Below are 25,435 nucleotides of genomic sequence, written 5' to 3'. Positions count from 1 at the left end.
ACCGTCCCTCCCGGACCTCGCCGCTCACACGGCGCGTCGCTCGACCGTGTACGCAGCCACCGTGCCAACGCCAGCAGCGCCTCTGCGGCAACGACCGGCAGCTCGCTGGGGGTTGAATCCTTTGTGACTTTACCTGTATTCGGTTTGGTTGCTGGTGATGAAGGTCGCACGGGTGTCGTGCAAGCGGATGTTCAGCCGCGCATCGGTCGTCTCGAACAGCTCAGGCCGAGCGATGCCCGCGCGTCGGAGGTGGTCTCTGAAGCGCGCTGCCCCGTTTTGACCCGGCAATGCGTTACCCCACTTCCCCACAAAGACACGCTGCTGATCCTCCGCACAGATGGCCCGCCAGGCTCGAAGCGCGCGCACTACATCAGGCGAGAGTGCCCAGGCGCGGGGATCATCGGTCTTGTTCTCATCGAGAACGACTGCACCGCGCTCAAGATCCACATCCGACCATTCCAGCTGTCCGGCTTCGTCAGCTCGCATGCCTTCTCGAATAAGGAAACCGTAATAGATCCGAAAGCACAGGGGGATCGCCTGGCTTCTCATGAGGACCTGGTCCTCGTCAGGGTACAGATACCCTTTGGCTTTGCCATCGTCTGACTTGGGGACCCATCCGCGCGGCAAGGGATTACTGCTTATGAGGCGCGCCGGATAGGCAGCCAATGTCAGTATGCGGTGAATGACCATCGCGATATTTCGGCGCGAGGCAGGCTCCAAGTGTCCGGGCAGCAGTGACATCGCGCGGTCGGCATGGTCGAGCGTGAGGCGCACGAGAGGGACGGGACCGAGCACGTCGAGTACGTGGCTCAATCTCCCTCTGTAATCATCTGCACTGCGGATCGCCCTCACATGATCCGGGTACTGCTCGGCAAGCTGCCCCGAAAGAACGCGCTCGGCAAACTCCGCGAAGGTGGTCTCTCCGGTTGCGCGGGCGCGCGCTTCGCCCCGACACAGCTGATCGATGGCAAGCCGGACGTCGCGGAGCGCGCTGCCCTCACGCGCCGCAGCGTGCTCCAGCAACGGCATGCCGAGCACGATCTGCCCGGCAGCGAGTAAGCGCCCCGCGAGGTCGGACAGCACCTCCAGGCGCGCGTTGGCTTCTTGCTCGGTCCGGCACGTCGGCAACTTGAACGTGGGTCGACCGGCCTCGCCGAGGCTGAGGCGCGCGGTCCACATCTTCCCGCGCAGCCGGACGGACCCGGAGCCGTTGGCGCGCTTGTCTCCTGCGGGCCTGCCGGGCGCGCGGGCCGCCAGCTTCGATAGCGCCGTCATGCTCGCCGAACTCGGCGAGTCTGCGGCGGGCGCAGCTGTCTCTGCCACTGGAGAAGGGCGCCCGCCGGAGCGGTTCGAACGCGGACGCCGGTCGGTGGTTGACGCTGGTGCAGAGAGGGATGAGGCAGGGAACGACGGCGAGCGCTTGGCACGCGCCCGTCGCTGGGGTACGTCGGTCATGGGTCGGTCTCCGGTGATGCGGGGGTCGATCAAGGGCCCGTCCGGCGTTGGTAGCGCCGAGCGGGCCCGCTCTACTTCGGCGGCAGCCTAGCACGGCTTATACCTGCGGGAGGAGCGCTCGCCCGGCCGGTGCGCGGACATGGGATAGGTTCGAGGCCGGCAGAGGCCAGCACGGAGGCAACCCGCGTGCGCTCATCCACCTCCGCGGCACGTCGTGATACCGGGTCACTGGCCAGCGACTGGAGGTAGGCGATGAACGCCTCGCGCTGGACGATGCGCAGCTTGCCAAGCCTCGTGACCGGGAGCGGGAATCCCGGTCCGCGGATCGTGTCGAGGTAGACGCGTGCCGGGATCCCGGTGACCGACTCGACATTCTTCTGCGAGAGCATCTCCGGCTGCGGCGCTGTGAGCGTGAGCCCGTCCAGCGGGATCGCGAGCGTCGCCGTTGGCGTGGTGGGTCGGGGAAGCCCCCTCGGGGGGCACGATCTTCGGGCTGGCACGTCCGGGAATGTCCTCTCGACCACGCGCGTGCCGTTGTCCGCCTGACGAAGAGCAAGGGGTGCCGATACACGGGCGAGAGCCGCTCGTGTCATGATGTACCTCCATCCGTGTTGGGTTCGTTCGCAACCGTGACCGACGCCGCCGGAAGGTGCCCGAAACGGTAGTTCTGCGCTCCCGGTAGTTCGCGACGAACTACCGGTGTACGCGCCCGGAAAGAACATCAAGCGATGTCGCGGGGTTAGGTGTTCTTGGAAGCGCCGCTGAGGGGCCGAAAAACGGGGAAAACGAAGGGCTCGATTTGGTAGTTCTGAGCGCCCCCTCGGCGCCGCTCGCGGAGGCGACACCGAGGGGTGCACCAGGACCGGCTGCGATCGCGGGTGCGGCCGTGCCGTGGCGGTGGGGGTCATCGGCGGCCCCGGGTCATCTCCATCGCACATCGGCGCACGCTGCCAACGGAACTGCGTCCATTCCGTGCGGTTTCGGCCGTGGGGCGCTCCTCGTCGGCAACGAGCTCGGGCGGCCTCCAAGCGCCCGGCGCGCTCGGCGAGCACCTCAGCCGCCGGTTGGCTTCGCCCTCGGTCCGGAACGCCGCGGTGGGTTTCAGCGTCGGCGATGGGAGGCCGCGGACGGCGAGGCGAGCGCCGCCGCACGCTCGTCTGCTGGTCGGGCTCTGGTCCATGCTGGTGGCGAGCGCTGTGCTCGCGTGACCGTGTCAAGGCTCGGCGTGCCCGCGGCGCGTCGCGCTCGCGGGCGACGTCGTGCAGCCCAAGCCGCGCGGCGGCTAGCCCACTCGCACGGCGACCTGGACCGGCAGCCGATGCCGGCAGGTTGACGAGCACTGGAGCCGCGCAGGCAGCGGCGCACTGGCGCACGCTCTGGACGGTACGACCCACGTCCATGGCGGTGTCCTTGTCTAGATTCCGTTTGACGCCCAATCCTGTCCTCAGAAGAATGGCCCGCGTCGCCACGTTGCTCGTGTGTTTCGGAAGATGGGGGGAGAGACGATGAGGACGACAGGCCGGCAGCTCTCATCGTGGGCGGTGTTCGCGCTCCTGCTCAGTGTCGTTCCGACACAGGCAGACGCATCCGAGCTGAGCGCCGGAATAAGCCTCGGGTGGCTCCAAGCCGGTACCGTTCCGCGCCTCGCGGTGGGGCCGCACGCTGGCATATCGTGGCCCATCCAGCGAGATATCCTGTTCACGGTGCACGACCTGTGCACGATCCTACCCCCGACCCAGGAGGACGGGCCCGGGGTCTACAACCAGACCTCGGTTGACATCGGGTACGCGTGGAAGGACGGCAACATCATCGCGGGGCCATCGGTCGCGTTCTACGTCATGCCGGCGTGCGGCGTCACCTTGTGCGGCCACGTCGCTGGCTTGGCCGTAGGCGGCCACGCGCAGACCAACGCGTACGTTGCCGGACCGCTGGGAGTGTCGGTGAGCGTCAACGTGGATTGGGTCGGTCGGGGCAGCCTGGTGCTCCCGGGCTACGTGTCCGTCGTCGTTGTTGCTGGTCCTGTGCTTCGATGGAGTGAGAAATGAACGCGAGAAGAGTTCTGTTGCTGATCGTGACCATATCGGTTTGGACGCTGGCGGCGTGCAACTGGACGTTCGGCGACTGCTATCCTGTCGAGGAAAGGACTTCGGGTGCAGGTGCCGGTCCAGGCTCGGAGCCCCGCCCCATCTACACCTCCGCCGCATCCGGTGACTTCGGGGCCGACCCGCAAGGTGGCGGCGAGCGCAAGATCGCGTGCAACGAGTCGGATCTCGAAGACGAAGACGACGAGGAGCGCCCGAGTGACAGCTCGGAGAAGCCGACAGCTAGCCCGACGAGCCCGCCAGACCCCTGCCAGCAGAGCGGCGCTCCGACCATGGGGTGCACAGGCAAAAAACTAATCGACCCGAGGGCTTTCGATTTTGTTACCATCGTCGCCTACGATGGGGCAGTCGCGGGTGGTTGGCAGGAGGCAAAGGCATATCTGTTCTTCGGCCACAATCAAGAGGGCGACGATGCGTGCATGGTTTACATTGGGATGCCATTGCAAAGCGTGGTTTGGGGGAAGATCTCGGCGGAGAGGGCGGCCACTATCAGCGCTGATGTGGCGAATTGGTCAGCGGATGAAGTGTACAAAAAGGATGACGGCGAGAACCTCCCTCCTGGTATATTCTGTAGGACGTTCAAGGCTAGAATAACAGAGCAATTTGAGAGCGATTTTTACAAGCCCCTCGGCGCCAGACTCCAGAATCCATGAAACACAGCCTTGCCGAACTACTGGACATTGTCTACCGATACTACCCCCGTGGGGTTGGAATCACCGACGATGTCGACGAACAGCTCCGCAACAAGACCGAAGAGCACGCCCGGCTAGTGGCCGCGCGGATCCAGGCTTCAAAGGACAAGCGCTGGCACGCCATGCGGCGTCGGATCGGAGAACGCTTCCCCGGCATGCTCACGGATCAGTCGCTACATCTCCACAGCGGCGGCTGCGATGGTTGCTATTCCTTCACGATCAATATTCCACAGTCTGCCGGCCGAACGCTCTCGTTTGAAGTGAGCTTTCTGGCTCCTTACTACATCATCCACAGTCCGCGCACGATCGAAATAGTGAAGGAGCTAAGGGACTCTTTCACGGTCTCCTTTCGGGGTATGCTATTCATTGTGTCTCGAAGCCCGCTCGATCCCTGGCACATCTCGAACCCGGACCATGAAAGCCCAAGGACCGTCACCATAACCCGGCGATACGTCACCTTCGATCTGTCGCCTGACGAGCAGCCGTACGCGGACTGGATCTCCCACGAGATCGAAGCAACGTTTGGTTGCGAGCGCATGCCGCCAGAGGTCGGAACCGTACTCGTGCCGGAGGTGGCGACGAACCTGCGGATTCCGGGGGAAGTCAGGCTATACGACTGCCTGTTTTCGGATCGCTACACATGGGTGAAGCCATCGCCGTCCGAAGTGCCGGCACCCCGTGCAAAGGTCGATGAGAGCAGCCTCACGGAACGGTTCGTTGCGGTGCTTACTGTGCTCCGGGCGCATCACCAGATTGGATGGACTCTCAGGTGGCCTGCGATGGTTCGAAGATTGCCGGAGTCAGAACGACAGTCGGCAGCGGTTTTTTTGTCAGCGTCGACGGATGGCTTTCTGCACAAGGACAAGATGCTGGACGAGCTTGCGCGCATGCGCCCGCACGACGAATCGTCGGAGACTCTCCGCGCCATGGCTGCCAAACGGGAGCTCGAAGCGCTGGTCGCTTCGTGGGACGGTGAAGGCGAGCCGCCGGCCTCCATGGTCGCTTGGGCCTCCAGCTTCCTGGATAGCTGGCTCGTGGACTCGGATTCCGAAGCTCACTCGTAGCCGTCGTGGAGCTCTGCGCCGTCCTCGCCGGGACGTGACCTCGGCTATTCGGGAAAGCGAAGCGTCGGGTGGACCTCGCCGCTCTCTCCCACCGTCGTGCTGCCATCGTGGTTCCAGCTCATGCCGCCCTTGCCCGGCTGTCCGGTCTCGATGGTGACGCCCTCGAGCGTGAGCTGGTCTTCGTCGAGGTAGGCGATGCCGATGGAGTCGCCGCCGCGCCCTGGGCCGCCGTAGCCGCCTGGCCCTCCTTGGCCGCCTCGGCCGCCGAAACAGGCGGCGAGTTCATCCCCGAGCGTTCCGCCCGGTGCGCCTCGGCCGCCTATGCCGCCGCGCTGGGGTTCCCCGCCGTCGCCGCCATTGCCGCCGAAGTCCGCCGTGATCTTGGTGTCGCGCACGGTCACCCGGGCGTGAAGCACGAGGACGCCGATGGACGGCGGTGCGTTCGCTCCCCCGCGGCCTCCTCGGCCTCCGCAGCCGCCGGCCCCTCCCGAGCCGCCTGCTGGGCCTCCCTTGGAGCCCACACCGCACACGGCGAGCCCGCCCCAGCGCCCGCCACCGCCGCCGCCGCCTTGGCCCGGCGTGCCCCAGGTCCCCTCGGCCCCCGTGTCGCCCTCCCATCCTGCCTCGGTGAGGCGCCCGATGCCCTTGCCGGGCGCGCCCTGCGTCCCCGGAGCCCCCGGGCCCCCCTCGGATCCGCTGCTGCAACTGACGTTGTCCCGCTCCCCGATACCACCGCGTGCGGGCGGCAAAAGGTCGGCGGGCTCCCCGTCGCTTCCATCCTCGGCGCTGTCGGGCAGCCCATCGCCTCCCTTGCCACCGATGCTCGTGAGCCCGCTCTCGCACCGGTTCACGACCGCAGGGCCGCCGGCGACGACGGCCGCCGAGCAAGCGTCCCCACCGAACATGCCATCCGGTCCGGTGGGTTGCGAGGTCTGCCACTTCTCGCCAGCCTCCCCTCTCAGTCCACCGCGGGCGGAGATCTCGCTACGCAGGATCTCCATCGCCGTGCTCGACTGAACGAGCACTCCGACCTGGCCCGCCGACCGGACGTAGAGATCGGCGAGCGTCGACACCCCGTCCGCGGCCCCGCTGTCCTCGGGGTTCGCGGGCTCGACGATCACCATAGGGCCGAAGACACTAGCGTGAGAAAACTGGGTCCGCGGGAGCAGGGGGTCGCGCTCCCATTTCCGGCAGTGGAAACCCCCGAGGAGGTCCACGCCGGATGGCACCTTGATCTGATCCACCACGAATCCCTCGTTGCAGAGGAACACGCGCCCCCGTCCAGCGCGCGCGAGCTCGATCGCGCGCGCGACGGTGTACACCGGCTTCGCCTTCGTGCCGGGATTCCTGTCGTCGCCGCCACCGACATTTCCGGCGAGGAACACGCCGCAGCCGTCGTCGAGGATTCCGGCGGCGACGTGCTCGACGCAGACCGACTCGGGAGGCGGCTCGTTCTCGCACGAGGTGCCTTCACACGGCGTCACTCCAGGGTCGTTCACGCCGGGAGCAGTTCCGCAGCCAGTGGCCCACGGCGACAACAGAAGGACGAAGGTAGCAGCGGTGGTCTTCCTCATGGGCGTCTCCGGACGTGCGCCGCCAGCACCGGGCGGTTCATTGAGGCGGCTCCGGGTCTGGCGCATCGAACCGGTACCAGAACTGCGCAGTCCCATCGTTCCCCTTGCCGAGCGGGCGTTCCGGGGTTGAATTGCCGCCGAGCCCGCCGGTGCCGGCTTGGCCGGGCAAGACCGTCGCCTTGTACCCAAGGGTCACGGTGGCGCTCACGGAGCCGATGCCGAGCGAGTGGCCACCGAGACCGCCGCCGGCATCGCCCCCGCGGCCGCCGTTGCCGCCACCGCCGCCGGCGCAGCCTCGCGACCAGTCGGGCCCAAGACTGTGCCCACCGTGGCCGCCATCGGGGCCTAATCCGCCCCACTGGCCCGTTCCGCCGACCCCACCATTGCCGCCCTTGGCCCCGAGGACCTTGCTGTCCTCGACCGTGAGGTCACTTCCCTGCAAGGCCACAATCCCGATGCTCGCACCGCCGTAATCGCCACCTTTGCCCCCCTTGCCACCGCAGCCGCCGCTGCCCCCCGATCCGCCGGCCGCACCGCCCTGGGGCCGACCCGCCGGACACGCGTTCATGGGGTCGCGCCCTTTGCCACCGCCACCCCCGCCGCCGCCCTGACCGACGCCGCCCGGCTTCCCGTCCTTCCCGCGGGCGCCGACCCATCCCTCGACGCCCAGGAGGCCAGCGCTTGCCGCTCCGGCAGCGCGCTCCGCGTCGGCACCGTCTGCTCCGCGGCCCCCAACCGTGCACGGCATGCTGGACGCGCCGGTGCCAGCCGAGCCGCGATTGTCCGGAATCTCGACCGGCTCCGGCAGTCCTGACGTTCCATCATCGCCCACCTCGAGGCCTCCATCGCCCCCCTGGCCACTCGTTGACTCGATCCCCTCGCCGCACACGGTCACGACCGGAAGGGCGCCCGGCGCCATGTTCTCCGTACACGCATCCACGCCGTCGTTCCCCAACGCGCCGGCGTTCGCGCGGTAGCTCGGCGCATCCTCGCCCGGCTCTCCATCCTTACCGTCGCCTGCGAGGATCTCGCTCTCCCGCACGATTGCCCTGGCTGCATAGCTCAGGAGCATCGCGATCGACGACTTGTGGTCGCTCGCGGAGGCGTCGGCCGCCACGGCGCGCACGCCGAAGATCACCGACGTCGCGTCGTTCCCTGCGTTGACCGCGTCGTCCCCGCCGAGGACCCGCACCGGGATCCCCACGGGCGGAGCGATGACGGTCAACGCGCTTTGCCCGTCGAGCGGCCCTCCGTAGGACCAGTCGCCGCCGGCACACAGACGGCCGCCCCAGAGGTCGACTCCCTGGGGGAGCGATATCGCCTCCTCGAACACCCCGCCGCACGCGTACACGCGCCGGGTCGGCGTCTCGCCGCGGCCTCGCCCGTGCGCGGCGAGCCCGATCGCGTGCTGGAGCGTCTTGACCGGCGCTCCTTTGGTTCCGGGGCTGTTGTCGTCGCCCTGCTCGCTGACGAACACGCCGCATTTGTCGAGCGCTGGCGCTGTGCCGGGCTCTCCCGCGCACGGGTCTAGCGTGTGCTCCAGATCGGGAGCACACGCCAGCTTTTCCGAGCAATCCTCGGAATAGGCAGCGCAAGCTGTCAGCGTGCTAGCTCCCCACACGCAGACTGCGAGAGCAACGACCGACGTCACGGCGCCTCGGTCTGCCCGCGGACCCATTCTCTCGGCCCCCCGCGTGCTCACCATACCCCCTCGATTCGCGCGCCGATTTCGTTCCCATTCGCCACGGGCGATACGTTGACCCGATCCTGAGCCGGCTTGAATCTCAGGAAAGAGAGGTCCGTGAAGAATGACGCGGCGGTCACGGCACCGACGACACCGCCCGTGATCACCGTGGCCAGACCGGCGCGGCCGAACGTGTTTCGCGCGTCCTGCAGGCGCGCCAGCTCGCCACATGGCGAGTTCCGAGGCGCGTGCCAGCACATCGACGTGCTCGATGACGGCTCGCTTTGGAGCCAGTCACGCCGGGCGCTCAGGTCGTCATCGAGCTTGCCCGCGTGGATCATGAGGATGGTGCCCACCGCCACGCCAGCCGTCGTGACGGCAATCCCCGTGATGCGCAGCGTCCCCGGCCAGGAGGCCCACGGGCTGGGAGCCTTCGCGCGCGCAGCGGGCAACGTGCGTAGGGCGGGCGGCGTCGCTGGCGCGGTGTCCTTCGTGCTGCTCGCCTCGGTGGCGCTCCCCGCCGCCGCGCGGGACAGCTCCATCGTCATCTCGTGCTCCACGCCCGCCACGCCAAGGAACCCCTGAAACGCGTCCGCGTGGCCCGGTGCACGGCCCCGCACCATGTGTTTGTCCCCCGGGTCGAAGAAGAGCGTATAGGTGCGCGCGGTCCGTCCAATGCGCTCACCGTCGATGAGCACCTCGGCGTCGGGCGGATCCACCGAGAGCACGAGCGTAGCGACGCGCTTCACAGCCTCGCGCTGCCCTGCCTGGAATCGTCGCTCGAGCGCGTCCGGCAGCGCTTCGCGCTGTTCGAGGCCCTTGGCAAGGTGCTCGGCCGCATCGCGATACTTGTGCAACGCGACCTCGCAAAGGCCGAGCTCGCCGGCGATCTCCGCCCGCTCTCGCTCGGTGCTGGTCGTCGGGTCCGCGGCGTCGAAAGCAGCCTTGTAGGCAGCGTATGCCTCGCTCCACCGCCCGGCATTGCGCGCTCTCTGAGCACGGCGAACATGGTCCTTCACCGACGAGCTGTCGTTCGGTCCCGCCTTCGAGGGGGACATCGGCGGAGCTGGCAGACTCCGTGAAGTCTGTTGCGCCTTCGGAGGGGCATCATCGGCGCTGGCCGAGGTCGGGAAGCCTGTTGCGACCCCGAGCGTGAGAAATATCGAGAGCGAATGCGCAATGCAACGCATCCAGGGACGGTACTGACGCCGGCCGTTCGGCGTCAACCGCCAGAAATCGCGACGCCTCGGCCGTTTGGGCGAGAATTGGCGGTCGTATGACGGAATGTGCTCAGTCGTCCTCTAGACCCGCTTTTGCGTGGTTGAAGATGACACCTTGGCTTACATTATCCGACCAAAGTTGCTCGTTAGGTCTTTTTTTTGAAGCGGTTGGGCCCGCTCAAGTGTGCTGCTTACCGTGGGCAAGCCACCGACCGTCTTCCCCGGCTTCGAGCTTTTCCGGCGCCTCGCCAGGCGCCACGGCGTGCCGGAGCGAAACGCCGAGGATATCGCTCAGGATGCGCTGCTGCGCGGGCTGGAGGCCGATAAGCGGCTCGACCCGGGGGGAGACCCAGCGCCGTACCGCGTCACGATCGCCATCAACCAGGCGCGCAATCACGTCCGTGACGCACGCTGCCGCGGCGAGGTGCTGACGTCGTTCGATGAGTGCGAGATCCGAGACGAGTACCCCACGCCGGAAGAGCTGCTCCGGAGACGGCAGCGGGAAAAGTTCACGCGGGAGCTGATAGACCAACTCGATCCCAAGTACCGGGATGTCGTGATCAAGCACGACCTTCAAGAGGTTCCGCTCGCTGAGATCGCGGCCGAGCAGGGACTTCCGCTGGACACGGTGAGGACGCGACACTGGCGGGCGCACCAGGAGCTCCGGGTGCAGCGGGAGCGGTGGCAGGCGCAGGAGCGCTCGCAGGGAAGGGACGATCGCCTCTGCGTGCCGCTCGCACTGGGCTTCGGCCGCCGCGCGTCGTGGGTGGCCTCGCTACGCCGCCTGGCCGTGAGGATCGTCGTTCAGGGTGCGCTCGCCGTGCTGACCGGCGCGCTCGTCTCCTCGGTGTCGTCCCTGCCCGATCTGCAATCGTGGTACGGGGCGGCGGCGGTCCCTGCCACCCCGCCCGCTACGCAGGAGGCTGCGGCGTCCCCTGCGCGAGACGGCGCGCAAAGCGCCGCAGCGCCCGCCGGCGGAGAACGCGCGCACAGCGCCGCAGCACCGGCCGCGCCGATCGCGCCCGGGATGTCGTCGCCGAGGGCGCAAGGAAGCGCGCGCGTGCAGGCCGTGGCGAGCAGCACGCCCGTTCCCTCAACGACGACCGATCGCCGGCCCGCGTCTCCGGCGAGCGCCGTTCGACCGACCGGCGCGGAGCGCGAGCGGAGCCTGATCAACCAGGCTCGGAGGGCCATCGAGGCCCGCAATGTCACGGCGAACGTCGAGGCTCTCCGGCTGCTGAACACCCACGCGCAGGAGTTCCCCCGTGGGCGGTTCGTCGCCGAGCGCGAAGCACTCCTCCGGCAGCTTCGCTGAATCCTCGGCTGTCCTTCGGCAGCTCACAGGCGGTGACCTTGGTGATGTCTTCAGACAGCACAAGGCGAAGATCCGCCTTGCATCCCCACATGAGCGATCACGTCCAGGAGACGAAACGCGATGAATACGATGGAGGATCTACTTGGTGCGATGTGGCTCATTTCGCCGCTCGGGCTCGCAATGATAGCCTGCGTCGCGATCGGCTTCGCCGTCACCGCGCGCGAAGCGCTGGGACGGGAGCGCGGGCTTCGCGAGGCGCGTGAGCACGCGCATGACGACGACGAGGCAGCCCTCACCGATGCGAAGGAGCAAGCCGTGGGGGAGCGGGACCGATATCGGCGCCTTCTGGACTGTCACGTCGACGCGGCGCTCGCGGAGCTGACAGACGCCCGTGCGCGCCCCGTCCCCTGGCCAGGAAGGGTCCTCGAGTCGTTCTGCGCGACGATGCCTTCGTGGAGGAGGAAGCTGGCCGAGAGCACGGGGTTGGAGCCGAGGGAGGTGGAACGGTTGCTGAGGAGCGACTTCCCGATGACGCCCGGCCTTGCCCGGCAGCTGGAGGCCTTCACCGGCACGCCGGCGCGGTACTGGGAGCGCCTCTGGCAGCTGCACGACGACCACCGGACGGATGCCGAGGAGACCGTGGTGATCCAGGTCGGCGAGCCCGTCACCAAGCGCGAGTGCTCGGCGCATCCGGCGTCGTCACCCGCGCCGAGCTCGGCGCCGCCGCTCCCGCCCACGATACCTCCCCGCGCGCTCGACGTTCCTCCGCCCGTGGTGCCGTCTCCCGAGCTTGCGGCCAGGAGCCCGCGGGCGAAGCTCCCGCCGCCTCCACAGCTGCGGCTTCGGTCGCCGCTTCCTGTTCGCACCGCCACGGGGCCAGAGTCCGCCCGTCGTGCTGCCACACTGACGAGCTTCCCGCTACAGCGCGACGAAGGAGGGGCGAGCTCCGCCAACGGGTCCGATTGGGAGGAAGCAGAGCGCTCGCCGCTGAACACGACCCTTCCGGGAGTAGGGAGCCATGGATGAGCGCCACCGCGCCTCGCAGCTACACGCCATCAGGCGCCTGCTCGCAAGCATGCCGGCGCAACGGGAACTGAGCAGCTACGGCTGACGTCTTCCTTTGGTAGCGGACAGCGAAGACCGCGAACCGGTGCCGCACAGTGCGGACACGCAGCATCGTCAGATTACGGGCGATTGCCCGAGGGGGAGGGTAAAGCCATGGGTCGTCCGTCGAATGAAGACGAGCGAGCCGCCGCGCACGCGCGCCTGTTTTGCCCGGCGCAGGTTCGTGCCGTGCTGCGCTGGCTGGAAAGGCTGGGGGTCCGCCGGTGCCATCGTACCGACGTCGCAGGCCAAGTCTGGCTCAATGCCTGGGAGAGCTGGCCCAGGTTCGATCCGAGACGCGGCAGGCCGGAACGCTGGTTGAACGCGATCACCGTACACGTTGCATCACACTATCACGAGCGTACGGAGTGCCGCAGGGAGGAGCTCGTCGATTTCAACGATGTGGCCGATCCAGCGCCGAATGCCGCTGCTACGATGGAGTCCGACAGCATCAGGACGGCCACCATCGACGCGGTGAACGCGCTCGATCCGAAGCTGCGCTTTGTTCTCGTGGCACACGACCTGGATGGGATCCCGATGGCCCAGGTGGCAGAAGACGCGGGGCTACCTCTCTCTACGCTCTACAAGCGACGCACAAAGGCCATCGGTGTGCTGCGCGACATCATCGGGCTTCGGGTAACCATGGAGACATTCGCCCGGAGAGTGGGGTCGCAATGAGCATCAAAGGCCTGGTTGTGCACTTCCGGCGCGACTTGGACGACCATGAGGCCGAGCGGACCATCGACGCTCTCATGATGATCAAAGAGGTCATCAAGGTGTCACCTGTCGCAGCCGGTTACGAGGACGATCTGAACCGCCAGCGCGTCAAGCGAGAGCCGCTCGACAAGATTGGTGTGCTTTTGAGTGACGACGAGGCCTCGAGCTAGGTGCCGACGAACCCGCCTCAGAGAGGGGTCAGGGCCAGCGTCATCAGCGAGCCCGCCGAGGTGTGCAAACGCCCGCCGCGTCCACGCTGCGGCCGGGGGGCGCCGAACTCGCGCTCGAGTCGCTCGTCGCCGGCAAGGCGCCCGTGCGCGGTCCGGTGGCCGGCGTCGTGCCTGCGCGTGCCGACGCGTTCGAACGCCTGGACGATCGCAGCGGTCGAGCATGCGCGCCCGGCTTATGCACGCCTGTCTGGTTATCCCCCCGGATCTCCTTCCGAAGAGCTGCCTCTACGCCTTTTCGTTCACGAGTGCGTCGTACTCGACCTGGTCGGCGAGCTTCGTCACGAGCAAGTCCACCCACTCGGGCGTGTAACTGTAGTCCCGGTGCCTCGGATCCGCGACGCAATACCGCGTGTTGCATCCGCCCGGATCGAAGCCTGATCTGCGTACCTTATACCGGGCCCACGCCAGCGTGTGGTGGTGAATGTTGAAGGGCCGCCCGATCTTCGAGGCGACTTCCTTCGCAACCGCCTTCGGAGAGAGCAGGTGCGCATTTGCCACCGGCACCTGCCGCTCTTTTATGAGAGCAATCTGCTTCTGGATCTGGGCCATGTCCTCCGGACGGTTCGGGTCGTACTTAATGAACTCGAACGCAAGGTCGGACGTGTTCGCGTGGTTGCCTGTCTTCGGCACGAGAAAGACTCGGAAGGCGAACCTGGAGTCCTCGTAGAGCGGGCTCGGCAGGCCCGTCCTGTAGGCGTCGATGAACTCCTTCACGTCGTCGAAGTGCTTCGCCTGGAGCTTTCGGAGCGCCTCGGTCTGGCCGGCGGTACGTAGGGCCGTCGTCTGTAACGGGACCGCGAGCGACTCCCGGATGGCGTAGTACGTCCCGAAGTGCTGGACGAGCATCTCGTCGAAGTTCAGGAGGAGCGCCTGACACTCCCCTGCAACGTGGGGATCGATCGCCGGAACGTACCGATGCTCGACCCGGTTACGGAGGCGGATGAAGAAGTCGAGGTTTCGCCTCATCGCGTGATCGGCAGCGGCCCAGAGCTTCTTCATGCACGTATCGAGTTCCCAAGCCTTTTTGTCGCCGTCCACGAGCTTCGGCGTAACGCCGTCCGGCTCCGTGTAGAAGTAGCTCTCGGACCTCTGCTCGAAAACGGCATGGAAGAGCGAGGTCCATGCGATCACCATCAGCACCGCAAACCCCTCGGTTCGGAACACGGTGGCGGGGGCGTTGTAGACGTGGAGCGCCAGCAGGGCGGACTCCCGAGCCTTGCGCACGAGAGCCTCGACCTCGGGGTCGAGATCGGGGCGCCTTGGGTCGACGCTCACCTCGTCCTTCTGGGACATCAGGCGGACGTACTCGGCCTCCGTGAAGCCGCTGACGCCGACAGCGCGAAATCCATGCGTACCCTTGTGGACGAGCTGCCCCCACTTCTTCTTCAGGTAGGTGCCGATCGTGCCGCGCTTCCATCCGGTCGCCGTGACGAGCTCATCGATGGTGAACGTCGTCCCGGCCTGCTCGTGTGCCAGAAGGAACTGGTACGAGCGTCGGACCTTCTCGACTTTAGCGGTCGAGGGCTTCGCAGTCTTCTTGTTCCCGTTCGCCATGGCCCCGCTATGCGATGAGCTCTTGGACGACGGCCTCGACGAGCTTGGCCGCACGGTTCTCGGCTCGGCGTAGACGGGCTTCGAGTTCGTCGCAGACCTTCATGAGCTGCTCGACCCTGGTGACGATGCGCTTCTGCTCCTCCAACGGAGGAAGAGGCAAGGTGATGAGGACCATCCGAGTTAGGCCGAGGTCTCGGTTACCCGTGCCGTGTGTGAGCTTCTGCGACTGGGCGTAGCAATGAGGACTGTTCAATGCCATCGCCACATACTGCGGGAAGACGTTCGCGAGATAGAGCTTCAGCACGGCAACGTGAACCCATACACTGAACTCGAAGTCCAGGTTGTTCACGAGGGCAACGCCCGTTGTGCCACCCTTCGTGTAGAGAATATCGCCGGGCTCCGGCTTTATTCGATCGCAAAACGTCCGATGGTCTTCGGGGGAGACGTATTTCATGTTCTCAAGCTCGAAGCCATCGACCTTGACGTTTCGCCCGGACAAGAAGGGAACGCCTCCCTCCTTCGCCACGTACTTCGGGGAGAAGTGTGGGCCATCAGCAACCTTCCAGCATAAGTTACCCAACCGCGTCCATGACCAAGAAGCCGGGACCGGAAATGGCACTTCGTCGCTGTTCACTGGAGGGATGGAATCCATGCGACGAACCTCCTTTGCTCCAACCCGCCTCTGCCGTTCTGCCTCGATCCGTTCTAGCTGAGTCGCGCCCAATTCCTCGTTTATTTTGCGGTTCGTTAGCGCGCCGCGTATCGCGAGGTTGCGAATGGCGCTCTTGAGCTCGACGGCGCTCTCCGCCCGGTCAATGAGCACATCGAAGTTCTCGACGACCCTCTTCCACGCGGCGTCGAACTCCTCCGGCCCCTCGACGGAGGTGAGAGCTTCGAGGGCCGACTTGGTGAGCCGGGTCCCGGTCTCGCGTTTCTTGGCCTGCCGAGCTTCGAGGTGGTCGCAAAGGGTCATGAGCTGATCGACCTTGGCAACGATGCGCCTCTGCTCGGCGAGGGGCGGGAGCGGGATTCTCAACCTGCGTACGTCCTCCAACCCGAGGCTGTTCTTGATTCCTCGCTGGGCACCCTGCAACCGGCCCAGAAGAGAGGGTGTAGTCAGAGCACGGGCCACAAAGGCCGGCACGACCTTAGGGCCAGGCCGCGCCAGCGCGATATGCTGGTTGATGTACGCCTCTCCAAGGTTCGGAGGCACCAACCCGACCATCCCCGTGTCTCCGGTGATCGAGATCAGGATGTCGCCTGGTTCAACTCGGGTTCGGACGCCCTCCGCATTAGTTGGCGGTTGAACATGTTGAAGGCTGTTGAGATCGAGGTTCGTCGTCTCGTAGTCTAAATTTCCGATGCGCAGAAAGAGTGGTCCTTCGTCGGCGTAGTACTTTGCCCAGCCACGAGAACCGCTTGTCACGAAAGAGAACACGTCGTCACCATGGCTCCAGCACCAATCGTCCGGAACCGGATACGGCGCTTCGACATCCTTATGGGCAGCTGGACGTGATGAGGTGAAGCGTCCTCGGACAGCCAGTTCAAGGACCAACCGCCGCAGTGCGGAGACGCCTCCCGTGGCCTCGGAGAGAACCTCAAAGTTCTCGACGAACTTCCTCACGTCGAACCCGTCGCCCACCATCTCCGCGACCCGCGCCGGCACCTTCGATGTCTTCGAACTCGTCTTCTCGAACAAGGGGATCTGAACGCTCATCTCCTCGCCCCTTCAATAGCGGCTCGCAGCTCATCACGGAGCTGGTTCCGGATCTTGGCAGCCTCGGCAGCGGCTTCCCGGTACTGCTGTAAGAGCTGTTCGGCATCACCTGGACCATCATCGACGGCCCGCGGGTTCTTGATGTCGAGGTTGTAGCTTCTGGCCTTGATGTCCTGAATGGAGACCTTCCACGCCTGGTCGGTTTCCTTGCGCTTTCCCCACCACTTCTTCTCGGGGGCGAACTCCTCGATGCGAAGCGGCTTCGTCTTCGAGTAGCTCTTGTAGCCCGCCGGGTAGGGATGCTCATAGAACCACACGTGTTTCGTGGGCTCGCCCTTCGTGAAGAAGAGCAGGTTCGTTTTGATGCCCGTGTACGGGCTAAAGACGCCCTTTGGCAACCGGACGATCGTGTGCAGGTTGCACTCTTCGAGTAGCTTCTCCTTGATGCGCGTCTTGATCCCTTCACCGAAGAGCGTCCCGTCCGGGAGAACGAGGGCGGCCCGCCCGTCCGGTCTCAAGAGCGCCATCAGAAGGACCAAGAACAGGTCGGCTGTCTCTCGCGTGCGGAAGTTTGCCGGAAAGTTATTCTCTATTCCGTCCTCTTCCATCCCTCCGAAAGGCGGGTTCGTGATGATGACATCGACCCGATCCTTCGGGGCGTAGTCCCTCAGCGGACGCGCGAGCGTGTTATCGTGCCGGATACTAGAGGGGACCTCTATCCCGTGGAACAGCATGTTCGTGACGCAGAGGAGGTGCGGGAGAGGCTTCTTCTCGACGCCGTGGATGCTAGCCTGAAGGACCTCCTCGTCTTTAGTGGTCTTCACGTACTTCTTCCGCATGTGCTCGATTGCGCAGGTGAGAAACCCGCCGGTGCCGCAAGCTGGATCGAGGATCTTCTCGCCGAGCTTGGGATCCACCTGATCCACGATGAACTGAGTCACGGCCCGCGGCGTGTAGAACTCCCCGGCGTTGCCGGCGTTCTGTAGGTCCGAGAGGAGCTTCTCGTAGACGTCCCCGAACTCGTGGCGGTCCGAAGCCCGATTGAAGTCCACCTCTTCGAGCTTGTTGACCACCTGGCGGATCAAAGTGCCGGACTTCATGTAGTTGAAAGCGTCCTCGAAGACACCCCGAACCACCCCGGCGAGCGCTGAGTTCCTCCCCGTCGCGGGGAGCTCCTTCAGCGTCTTGAAGAGGTCGTTGTTGATGAAGTCGGCAAGCTCTTCGCCGGTGATGCCCTCGGCATTCTTTGCCCACGAACGCCACCGTAGCCGCGTCGGGATCGGGCTCTTGTAGTTGTCTTCAAGCAGCTCCTTCTGGGCCTCGTGGTCGTCGAATACTTTCAAGAAAATCATCCAGACGAGCTGGCTTATCCGCTGGGCGTCACCGTCGATACCCGCGTCCTTTCGCATGATGTCCTGGATGGTCTTGATCGTCGTGCCAATGCTCATGCGCTCTTCGGTCCCTGGTTCGCTTCGTAGAGCTCGTCTTCGAGCCCTCGCACTGCCTTCAAGTACGGCCCCTTGCCACCGAACCGCTGCACCAGCTCGACTGGCGTGCCGAGCTGAGAGATCGGCTGCACCTGGAGCACACGGATGTTCTCGATGTCGTCCACGCCTTCGCGCTCGAACTTGTCAAGGAGCGCTTCGAGGACGGCCTGGGCCGCGTCACCGAACTTGGTGAAGTAGTTCCGCTTTCGGACGTTGTTCGCCCGCTCCTTCCGCGTGAGCGGGGGCTGGTCGAAGGCCACGTGGCAGATGAGATCGAAGGCGGAGAGCTCCTTGCCGACCTCCTTCGCGAGCTCCTCAAAGAAGACGCCCTGCTCTTCGAGCTCCTTGATGATGGCCTGCTTGCGGTGGGCCTCGCTCCACGTCTTCAAGAACGCGTCGAGGCTCGTGAACCGCTCTCGGATAGCATTTTTCGAGTAGTCGCGCAGCGACTCGGTGATGAGCTTGCCATCCTTGCCGTAGTATTGGACCCGCTCGGCCACGACATACACGGGCACGTCCTGCACCACGTACTTGATGCGCTTGCCTCCGCCGTCGGCTCCGTCGCCTTCAGGCCCCGGACCTGGACCGCCCGGTCCGCTGTCAGCTCCGGCGCCGATACCATCAGGTCCGCCCGGTACAGCGTCTTCACCCGCGTGTTCGTCGGGAGGAGCGATCGAGTCGCCGTCATCGGGCCGGTAGACCTGGACGGGATTGCCGTCGAAGTCTGGGTCGGCGAAGAGCTCGGTGGCCTTCCGAAAGTCGAGGATAGTGAAGTAGAGCTTCCCGTAGTCCTCGTCAATCCGCGTACCCCGACCGATGATCTGCTTGAACTCGGTCATCGAGCGGATCGTCTGGTCGAGGACGATGATCTTGCACGTCTTCGCGTCCACCCCGGTCGTCATGAGCTTCGAGGTCGTGACCACGACGGGGTAGCGCTCTTCCGGGTGGATGAAGTTGTCGAGTTCGGCTTTGCCCTCGGGGTTATCCCCAGTGATCCGCATCACGTATTTACGGTTCTGGGCACAGAGGTCGCCGTTCTGGTTCACCAAGGCCTGCCGCATCCGTTCGGCGTGGTCGATATCCTCGCAGAACACGATCGTCTTGTCGAACCGGTCGGTGGCCGCGAGGAATTGCGTGACCTTCTGGGCGACGAGCTCGGTCCGCTTCTCCAGGACGAGGGTCCGATCGAAGTCCCGCTGGTTGTAGATGCGGTCTTCGATCTCTTGCCCGAACTTGTCGAGCTTGCCCCTCTCGGGTCGCCACCCGGCGAGGTCCTTGTCGAGATCGATGCGGACCACCTTGTAAGGGGCGAGGAAGCCGTCCTCAATCCCCTGCTTCAACGAGTACGTGTAGACGGCCTCGCCAAAGTAGTGCGTTGTGGAGATATCCGCCGTCTCCTTCGGGGTCGCCGTGAGGCCGACCTGGGTGGCCGACGAGAAGTAGTCGAGCACCTCGCGCCACGCGGAGTTGTCGGCAGCACTGCCTCGGTGGCACTCGTCCACGATGATGAGGTCGAAGAACTCGGGGGAGAACTGCCGGAAGATGTCCTTTTCTTCCTCGGTTCCGGAGATCGCCTGGTAGAGCGCGAGGTAAATCTCGAACGACTTGTCCACCTTGCGGTTTGTGATCTTCGTCATCGCCCCGCCGAACGGCTTGAAGTCGTTCGTCTTGGTCTGGTCGATCAAAATGTTGCGATCCGCGAGGAACAAGATCCGCTTCTTCACCCCCGCCTTCCAGAGGCGCCAGATGATCTGAAAGGCCGTGTACGTCTTGCCGGTGCCCGTAGCCATCACGAGCAGGATGCGGTCCTGCCCCTTCGCGACGGCCTCGATAACGCGGTTGACGGCTTTGACCTGGTAGTAGCGGGGAGCCTTGGAGGCGTCGGAGTAGTAGTCCTGAGCGACAATCGCCTCGGAGGCCGGGGTGATCGCCTTCCAGGCGCAATACCGACGCCACAGCTCCTCGGGCGAAGGGAACTGGTCGAGGGTGAGCTGCTCCTCGGTCTTCGCGGCTTGGCCCGTCCGGTCGTGGAAGAGGAAGCCGTCGCCGTTCGAGGAGAACACGAAGGGCACGTCGAGCATCTCGGCGTAGCCGAGCCCCTGCTGCATCCCGTCCCCCACCCCGTGGTTGTTGTCCTTGGCCTCGACGATCGCGAGGGGGAGGTTAGGCTTGAAGTAGAGAACGTAGTCCGCGAATTTCGCCTTCCCCCGGCTGACCAGTTTTCCCCGGACAATCACCCGGCCCTTGGTCAGGTGGACGTTCTCACGGACCTGAACCTGCACGTCCCACCCGCCCCGTACGATCGCCGGGGTGATGTACTTCGTGCAGACGTCCCTCTCCGAGAGGTCCTTTTTGTTCAGGGAGGCCATCATCGTCCTTGCGCGCCGTTGAGGCGGTAGCGGGCGCGAGCTCGGGCTCGTTCCTGACCAGTCTGCGGCGATGGACGCGGCTGAGTCGCGGCCGCATCCCGTCGCGAGCGAGGGCCGCACCGCGACCTGGTGGCGCCCGCGGGGCTCCCGACACGAGCGGCTCGCGCCGGTGCCGCTCCGCATCGCGGCCTGCGCGCCCTGCTGCCCTCGACGAGGATCCCTCCGCTAGCCTTCGCGAACGCAGACAATTCACGGGCCGCCAACGCGGGTAGCGCGGCATGTCGCCCGCCCGCGTGCTCGTCCAGCTCGCACCCGAGGACGTGGAGCGCCCGCGTCATATCGGTGTCGGCACATCTTTGTGCGAGCCTTCGCATCGGTCCGCCGGGCAGCTTCACCCACGGTTCCGAGGGACGCCCAGGCATGCGTCTGCGGAAGGAGCCGCGCGAACTAGTCATCGCCGCCCGCCTCATCGATCAGATCCGTGTGCCACCAGCCGAGGCAACGCGACGAGCATCGACCTTCGCACGCCCTCCGAATCGTGAGCTGCATCGCGAGGATCGCGTCGAGCGTTCCATCGGGGGCCAGCCTCGCCATACGGTCGAGGTTACGCCCAGCTTGCCGACCTGATCAAGGTTGGTTAGCCTGCCGCTCGTGAGCCGCCGCCGTCGCCAACCGGAGCCCGCGGATCTGATCACGATCGCCCAGGCCGCGAAGCTGCTCGGCGTCAGCCTGCCGACGATGCGCCGGTGGGACGATGTGGGGAAATTTCCTGCGCGCCGGCACCCAATCAACGCTTATCGCATGTATTTGCGCGAGGATGTGATGAAGCTGCGGAAGCAGATCGTCGAGGGGGAGCGAACCGCGTAGCAAATGGCTCAACGGCACCAGCACACCAGTGTGGTGAGGGACAGCCTCGTCCTGTCGGCTGTGGCGATCAAAATCGAGCAGTCGGAGTTCCGAGGGGCGCTTCGAGCCTACGAGGGGGACAACGCCTTTCAAGCGCTCAAAGAGCAGAGCGATCTCTACGTCTATCGACATCGAGGCCGACCGAAGGACGCCGAGGTACTCGTTGTCCCCCGGCACGAGGCTGCAAAAATTGAGGGCCCCCCACTTGAAGCGCTCCCCGTCCAGGAGCACCTCCCCGGAATCGCGCGCCTCGTTGAACATCGACTCGTAGACCTTCTCCCCAAGCTGAAACTACGACGAATCCGATGGGGGCTGGAGCGTATTCGGCGAAAAGACGACCTCATCGACGCCGCGTTTGAGCACCTTGGGCGCGTGCGTCTGGATAAGCTCGCAGGGTTTCATCGCTTCCATCGCACCGTGTTTCGCGTCCGCTGTGAACACGTCGCAGGACGTGGAGCATCGCTCATGATGACCGTTGAGTTCCGGCGGCATCAGGAAATCATCGCGACGGTCGCCGAATTGATCCAGCGCGGCTTTCAACTGCGCGGTCTTGATGTCTTCGAAACGGAAGACGTGGGCTCAAGGAGGTGGCTTGGCCGCATCGTTCGAGCCGAGGAAGGGCGCGTCGTCCTTCACGATGGGTCATGCGAGACCACAATCAACGGCCAAGCCCAGTATGTTGAGTCATCATCCGACACGTTTGCGTCGCTCTTCGAGCAAGCGCTTGGCCGCGAACTCTACGAGCGGCTCAGGCAGGCCGAGTGGGCTCTGCGAGCGAAAGAAGTATGCGGTCAGGGCTACGTAGCACGCCTTCAGCAGGTGGCCGACCACCTGAGAAGTACTGGACTGCTCGCCATCGCGCCTTCCATCGCCATCAGCTTCGGTGACATCGTTCCACTCACGGTCAGCGGTCGGACGCCATCTGCAAAGCAGCTTCCGCCGGTTGAATACTGCTTCTCCTGGGATCGGACGGCGATCGACAAGTACCCCGCGAGCGGTCTGGACAAATTCGGTCCATTTGACGGAACCACCTTCGACATTAAGGAGCCGCGCCTTCTCGTGGTGTGCCCCGAGCAAGCGCGCGACGACGTGGATCGGTTCGTGCGCCGCCTGCGGGACGGAATGGCGGCTGATGGCAAGGATCGCTTTGCTCGGGGGCTTGTCGGCACCTACCGATTGTCTCGGCTCGCCACGCGATTCGCCCCCGTGGTACTTGGGGCCAGAGGACTTGTCGGCCAACGCTATGTGGACGTACTTCGCGAGCAGCTCGGGCGCGAGCGGGCGCCCGATGTCGCGCTTATAGTCGTTCGCGACGAGGACGCCTTCGTCGAAGCCGACAACCCCTACCTCGCGGCAAAGTCGTTTCTCCTCGCTCAGGGCATTCCTTCGCAAGAGGTGCGCCTCTCCGTCATGAGGACGCGCACCGCGGGGTTGCCGTACATCCTGGAGAACATTGCCGTTGCCATCTACGCGAAGCTCGGCGGTTGTCCGTGGACGATTCGTCCAACCCCGCCTCTCACAAAGGAAGTCATCATTGGTATGGCGCACGCACAGTTCGGCGGGCGCTACTCGCCGCTCCGAAGGGTAATGGGCATCACCACCGTCTTCAGTAGTGACGGCACGTATCTGCTTGCGGCCGGTTCACCGCGTTGCGAGTACGAGAAATACCCAGAGACTCTCGCTGCCTCGGTGCGCGACACGCTCGGGCGACTGGCCAAAGAGCAGGGGTGGACGTCAGGGGATGTTGTGAGACTCGTTTTTCACGCGCCCAAGCCGCTAACCGGCAACGAGGTTGACACTATCGCGAAGATCGCGATTCGCACCCTAGGCGACGGGATCCAGTTCGAGAGCGCCTTTATGACCATCGAAACCGACCATCCATTAAAGGTTATCGCTCCGCAAGAGCGCGGGAAGGAAGTTTTCGTCGAGCGTCTTGACGGGAGCAGCGGGAAGGCTCGGGTCGGCGAATGCGCGCCCCAACGCGGTCTCGCTATCGATCTTGGGAGGTCGAAACGACTGCTCTGCGTAAACGGTCCCCTGCTGATAAAGCGTGAAGGAGAGTCGATCCCTCAGCCCCTTCAGATCACGCTGCACAAGAGTTCGACGTACGCCGACATGACAGCGCTAACCCGTCAGGTCTTTCAATTTACGGGCCTCTCGTGGCGGTCTATGCTGCCCGTGACGGAGCCCGTGACGATCTTCTACCCGCGCCTGATCGCCAAGTTGCTCGTGCGACTGTCTACCTTGCCCGGATGGTCGGACGACCTGCTCGACACGCGCCTTCGAAGGAGTCGCTGGTTCCTATGACGACCGGTTCCGCCGCCCAAACGATCGCGCTCGACGCGGTGAGGTCACTACGCGCGCTTGTCGTCCAGGAAACGCGAGAAGTCGGCGACGTAAGACGGAATGCGGCGGTCTTCCTTGCGAGAAGAGCGGGAGAAAAGCGGTCTTCCTTTGAGCGAAATCTCCGGCCCGTCGTCGACGCAACGCGCCTGACCGAGCTTCCCTATCTGGGATCGCTCGGGTACTTGCTCGCGGCAGGCCTGCTCGGACACGCCGCAGCGGACCAACTCAGGAGGGCGCTCGAAGCCATTGGGCGACGTGCCGCTCATACGGCGGAGCGAACCGGCTACGCTGACGATGCCCTGTGCGCCTGTGGACTTTTCCTGCTGGCCAGGGCAGTTCAAGATGAGGCGCTATGCCAGCAGCTGCGCGAAGGGTTGGGCGAGATGGCCTGCTCGGATGCGGCCGTGAGCGCCATTGTCGCGGCCACCATCTCCGCCACAGTACGCTCGACCGTCGAGGTTGATGACCGATCTCCTGAGCACGTCGCAGCCGCCCTCTTGCTACGTCGGGTCGATGAGGGCGTCGGGCGCAAGTTGTTCCCAGGTCTTTCAGCGGATCTAGACGGACACCTTCTCTCGCTAGTCGCGGGAGGCTCTTACACACCGACGGCCGACTTCGGCGCGATGGTGGTGCTCGCGGCGCTCGAAGCAAGTCTCGCGCTGCCTGACGACGAGCTGCCCGCGGAGGATGGGCGCTGCAACGTTGGTATCGTCGTCGCCCTCAAGGAGGAATTTCGCATCCTCTTCGATCGCTTCGAGAGTCGCCACACGCACGTCGAGGATGGCGGTCGTTCCTACTACCTATTCGATGTCCCGACCCTCGCAGGTGTCCGTCCGTATCGATGCGTCGCGACGCTCGTGGGCGAGATGGGCACGAACCGGATTGGCGTCATTGCCGAGAAGATGATCGGGCGATGGGACCCCTCACTCATCGCGATCGTCGGTATAGCGGGTGGTGTTCACGGTGACGTGAAATTGGGTGACGTGGTTGTGGCATCCGAAGTGAACAACTACCTCGAAGGCGCAAAGGTCGCTGACGGCACTGCTGGCCCGCCGTTTCAGCGCGGAAGCGACAGCTTCAAGACGAACCATGCGATCCTTGAACGGGTGAGGAACTTCGAGTTTGCGAACAGGGCGAGCTTTCTGAAATGGCAGGCGCGTTGCACGACGCGGAGAGGAGCGCTTCCTGCAGAAGTCGACGCGCTGTTGAAGGACGGGCTGCTTCGCGAGCGGCCGTCGCAAAAGGAGGGCCACGTCGCCAGCGGTCCCCTTGTAGTCACGTCGAAAGAGTTCGTAGCCTGGATTCGTGCTGGGGACCGTGCTTGCTTGGCCGTCGAGATGGAGGCCGGTGGACTAATGATTGCCTCGCACATGGATCCCGAACGACGCGATACCCTGGTGATCCGTGGTGTTTCGGATTTCGGCGACGATCGCAAGGCCAAGCTGGATCAGATCGGCGAAGGCGTGCTTAGGCACTACGCGATGGAGAACGCGACAGACTTTCTCTGGAGCCTGTTGGAAGCGGGAGTCCTGCCAGGTGGCGCTGAAGTCGCTACAAAACCTGGCTCGGCCGAAACGATCGAGGAGGCATTGCTTCGAGTGCTTGGTGCCCGGGCAGATGTAAACGGCGAGGTGACGGCGACGTGGCGCGAGATCCAAACCTGGATGGGAGGTCGTGCGGGTGACCTCCACGCCGCCGCAATTCACCTGAAAAAGGATGGCTACTTCCGAAGCGCGATGTTCGACGCTGGGCCTGATGGCATGTGCAATGTCGTTCTTCGCCGATGAGGGTATGCTACTCAGGTAACGCGACCATCTATGTCTCCGGCAAGAACGTGGGGTCGTTTCACGCACCGGGTCCACCACAGTCATCTATCGATGACGGGCGAGGAGCGATCGT

Annotated in this window: 18 protein-coding genes; 10 read left to right on the top strand and 8 right to left on the bottom strand. The window is 64.8% G+C overall.

Annotated elements, in window-relative coordinates:
- Positions 1–129 precede the first annotated feature (129 nt).
- Positions 130–1,275: a tyrosine-type recombinase/integrase gene (locus tag WMF39_RS35410; protein ID WP_437740888.1), complete on the bottom strand. Its 1,146-nt coding sequence runs from the start codon at positions 1,273–1,275 to the stop codon at positions 130–132.
- 1,685 nt (positions 1,276–2,960) lie between these two features.
- Between WMF39_RS35410 and WMF39_RS35405 the strand changes: the two genes are divergently transcribed.
- Genes WMF39_RS35405 through WMF39_RS35395 form a run of 3 tightly spaced genes read left to right on the top strand, consistent with a single transcriptional unit; the run spans position 2,961 to position 5,313 of the window.
- Positions 2,961–3,500, top strand: a complete 540-nt coding sequence (locus tag WMF39_RS35405; protein WP_437740887.1) for a hypothetical protein — start codon at positions 2,961–2,963, stop codon at positions 3,498–3,500.
- Positions 3,497–4,210: a hypothetical protein gene (locus WMF39_RS35400; RefSeq protein ID WP_437740886.1), complete on the top strand. Its 714-nt coding sequence runs from the start codon at positions 3,497–3,499 to the stop codon at positions 4,208–4,210. The genes WMF39_RS35405 and WMF39_RS35400 overlap by 4 nt, the downstream gene beginning before the upstream one ends.
- Positions 4,207–5,313: a hypothetical protein gene (locus WMF39_RS35395; protein WP_437740885.1), complete on the top strand. Its 1,107-nt coding sequence runs from the start codon at positions 4,207–4,209 to the stop codon at positions 5,311–5,313. The genes WMF39_RS35400 and WMF39_RS35395 overlap by 4 nt, the downstream gene beginning before the upstream one ends.
- 44 nt (positions 5,314–5,357) lie before the next feature.
- Here the strand turns inward: WMF39_RS35395 and WMF39_RS35390 are convergent, their stop codons facing one another.
- From WMF39_RS35390 to WMF39_RS35380, 3 genes are all read right to left on the bottom strand, one after another.
- Positions 5,358–6,887, bottom strand: coding sequence for a hypothetical protein (locus WMF39_RS35390; protein ID WP_437740884.1), 1,530 nt, complete (start codon positions 6,885–6,887; stop codon positions 5,358–5,360).
- A 37-nt stretch (positions 6,888–6,924) separates the two neighbouring features.
- On the bottom strand, positions 6,925–8,364 hold the full coding sequence (locus WMF39_RS35385) for a hypothetical protein (protein ID WP_437740883.1): 1,440 nt from the start codon (positions 8,362–8,364) through the stop codon (positions 6,925–6,927).
- Between the two features lie 221 nt (positions 8,365–8,585).
- Positions 8,586–9,797: a hypothetical protein gene (locus WMF39_RS35380; protein WP_437740882.1), complete on the bottom strand. Its 1,212-nt coding sequence runs from the start codon at positions 9,795–9,797 to the stop codon at positions 8,586–8,588.
- 190 nt (positions 9,798–9,987) lie between these two features.
- On the opposite strand from WMF39_RS35380, the gene WMF39_RS35375 reads away from it, so the two are divergent.
- From WMF39_RS35375 to WMF39_RS35360, 4 genes are all read left to right on the top strand, one after another.
- A complete protein-coding gene (locus WMF39_RS35375) occupies positions 9,988–11,106 on the top strand; it encodes an RNA polymerase sigma factor (RefSeq protein WP_437740881.1) in 1,119 nt (372 codons plus the stop codon).
- Between the two features lie 120 nt (positions 11,107–11,226).
- The gene (locus tag WMF39_RS35370) at positions 11,227–12,132 is read left to right on the top strand and encodes a helix-turn-helix transcriptional regulator (protein WP_437740880.1); all 906 of its coding nucleotides are present in this window, start codon (positions 11,227–11,229) and stop codon (positions 12,130–12,132) included.
- Positions 12,133–12,324: 192 nt separating this feature from the next.
- Positions 12,325–12,888: a sigma-70 family RNA polymerase sigma factor gene (locus tag WMF39_RS35365; protein WP_437740879.1), complete on the top strand. Its 564-nt coding sequence runs from the start codon at positions 12,325–12,327 to the stop codon at positions 12,886–12,888.
- Complete coding sequence (locus WMF39_RS35360; RefSeq protein ID WP_437740878.1) at positions 12,885–13,097, top strand: hypothetical protein; 213 nt, start codon at positions 12,885–12,887, stop codon at positions 13,095–13,097. The genes WMF39_RS35365 and WMF39_RS35360 overlap by 4 nt, the downstream gene beginning before the upstream one ends.
- 285 nt (positions 13,098–13,382) lie before the next feature.
- Here WMF39_RS35360 and WMF39_RS35355 read toward each other — a convergent pair whose 3' ends face one another.
- From WMF39_RS35355 to hsdR, 4 genes are all read right to left on the bottom strand, one after another.
- Positions 13,383–14,450 carry a DUF3644 domain-containing protein gene (locus tag WMF39_RS35355; RefSeq protein ID WP_437740877.1) on the bottom strand — a complete coding sequence of 356 codons (1,068 nt, stop codon included), beginning with the start codon at positions 14,448–14,450 and terminating at the stop codon, positions 13,383–13,385.
- Between the two features lie 268 nt (positions 14,451–14,718).
- The gene (locus WMF39_RS35350) at positions 14,719–16,428 is read right to left on the bottom strand and encodes a restriction endonuclease subunit S (RefSeq protein ID WP_437740876.1); all 1,710 of its coding nucleotides are present in this window, start codon (positions 16,426–16,428) and stop codon (positions 14,719–14,721) included.
- Positions 16,425–17,876, bottom strand: coding sequence for an N-6 DNA methylase (locus tag WMF39_RS35345; protein ID WP_437740875.1), 1,452 nt, complete (start codon positions 17,874–17,876; stop codon positions 16,425–16,427). Before WMF39_RS35345 ends, WMF39_RS35350 begins: the two co-directional genes overlap by 4 nt.
- Positions 17,873–20,275, bottom strand: a complete 2,403-nt coding sequence (gene hsdR, locus WMF39_RS35340) for an EcoAI/FtnUII family type I restriction enzme subunit R (protein ID WP_437748069.1) — start codon at positions 20,273–20,275, stop codon at positions 17,873–17,875. Before hsdR ends, WMF39_RS35345 begins: the two co-directional genes overlap by 4 nt.
- 660 nt (positions 20,276–20,935) lie before the next feature.
- Here hsdR and WMF39_RS35335 point away from each other — a divergent pair.
- The 3 genes from WMF39_RS35335 to WMF39_RS35325 are packed head-to-tail and all read left to right on the top strand — an operon-like array spanning position 20,936 to position 25,323.
- Positions 20,936–21,151: a helix-turn-helix domain-containing protein gene (locus WMF39_RS35335; protein ID WP_437740874.1), complete on the top strand. Its 216-nt coding sequence runs from the start codon at positions 20,936–20,938 to the stop codon at positions 21,149–21,151.
- A 33-nt stretch (positions 21,152–21,184) separates the two neighbouring features.
- On the top strand, positions 21,185–23,497 hold the full coding sequence (locus WMF39_RS35330) for a Piwi domain-containing protein (RefSeq protein ID WP_437740873.1): 2,313 nt from the start codon (positions 21,185–21,187) through the stop codon (positions 23,495–23,497).
- Complete coding sequence (locus WMF39_RS35325; protein ID WP_437740872.1) at positions 23,494–25,323, top strand: phosphorylase family protein; 1,830 nt, start codon at positions 23,494–23,496, stop codon at positions 25,321–25,323. The genes WMF39_RS35330 and WMF39_RS35325 overlap by 4 nt, the downstream gene beginning before the upstream one ends.
- The last annotated feature ends 112 nt before the right edge of the window (positions 25,324–25,435 follow it).

The organism is Sorangium sp. So ce1504, from assembly GCF_051521635.1.
GTDB classification, from domain to species: domain Bacteria; phylum Myxococcota_A; class Polyangia; order Polyangiales; family Polyangiaceae; genus Sorangium; species Sorangium cellulosum_B.
The sequence above is the reverse complement of the archived record's forward strand: the minus strand, read 5'-3'. Positions and strand labels throughout refer to the sequence as shown.

What these genes read in the sequence shown, in the direction of transcription:
- WMF39_RS35325 (WP_437740872.1), top strand. Translation starts at nt 23,494, where the DNA reads ATGACGACCGGTTCCGCCGCCCAAACGATCGCGCTCGACGCGGTGAGG.
- WMF39_RS35410 (WP_437740888.1), bottom strand. Translation starts at nt 1,275, where the DNA reads ATGACGGCGCTATCGAAGCTGGCGGCCCGCGCGCCCGGCAGGCCCGCA.
- WMF39_RS35345 (WP_437740875.1), bottom strand. Translation starts at nt 17,876, where the DNA reads ATGAGCATTGGCACGACGATCAAGACCATCCAGGACATCATGCGAAAG.
- WMF39_RS35365 (WP_437740879.1), top strand. Translation starts at nt 12,325, where the DNA reads ATGGGTCGTCCGTCGAATGAAGACGAGCGAGCCGCCGCGCACGCGCGC.
- WMF39_RS35390 (WP_437740884.1), bottom strand. Translation starts at nt 6,887, where the DNA reads ATGAGGAAGACCACCGCTGCTACCTTCGTCCTTCTGTTGTCGCCGTGG.
- WMF39_RS35360 (WP_437740878.1), top strand. Translation starts at nt 12,885, where the DNA reads ATGAGCATCAAAGGCCTGGTTGTGCACTTCCGGCGCGACTTGGACGAC.
- WMF39_RS35355 (WP_437740877.1), bottom strand. Translation starts at nt 14,450, where the DNA reads ATGTCCCAGAAGGACGAGGTGAGCGTCGACCCAAGGCGCCCCGATCTC.
- WMF39_RS35350 (WP_437740876.1), bottom strand. Translation starts at nt 16,428, where the DNA reads ATGAGCGTTCAGATCCCCTTGTTCGAGAAGACGAGTTCGAAGACATCG.
- WMF39_RS35395 (WP_437740885.1), top strand. Translation starts at nt 4,207, where the DNA reads ATGAAACACAGCCTTGCCGAACTACTGGACATTGTCTACCGATACTAC.
- WMF39_RS35370 (WP_437740880.1), top strand. Translation starts at nt 11,227, where the DNA reads ATGAATACGATGGAGGATCTACTTGGTGCGATGTGGCTCATTTCGCCG.
- WMF39_RS35405 (WP_437740887.1), top strand. Translation starts at nt 2,961, where the DNA reads ATGAGGACGACAGGCCGGCAGCTCTCATCGTGGGCGGTGTTCGCGCTC.
- WMF39_RS35400 (WP_437740886.1), top strand. Translation starts at nt 3,497, where the DNA reads ATGAACGCGAGAAGAGTTCTGTTGCTGATCGTGACCATATCGGTTTGG.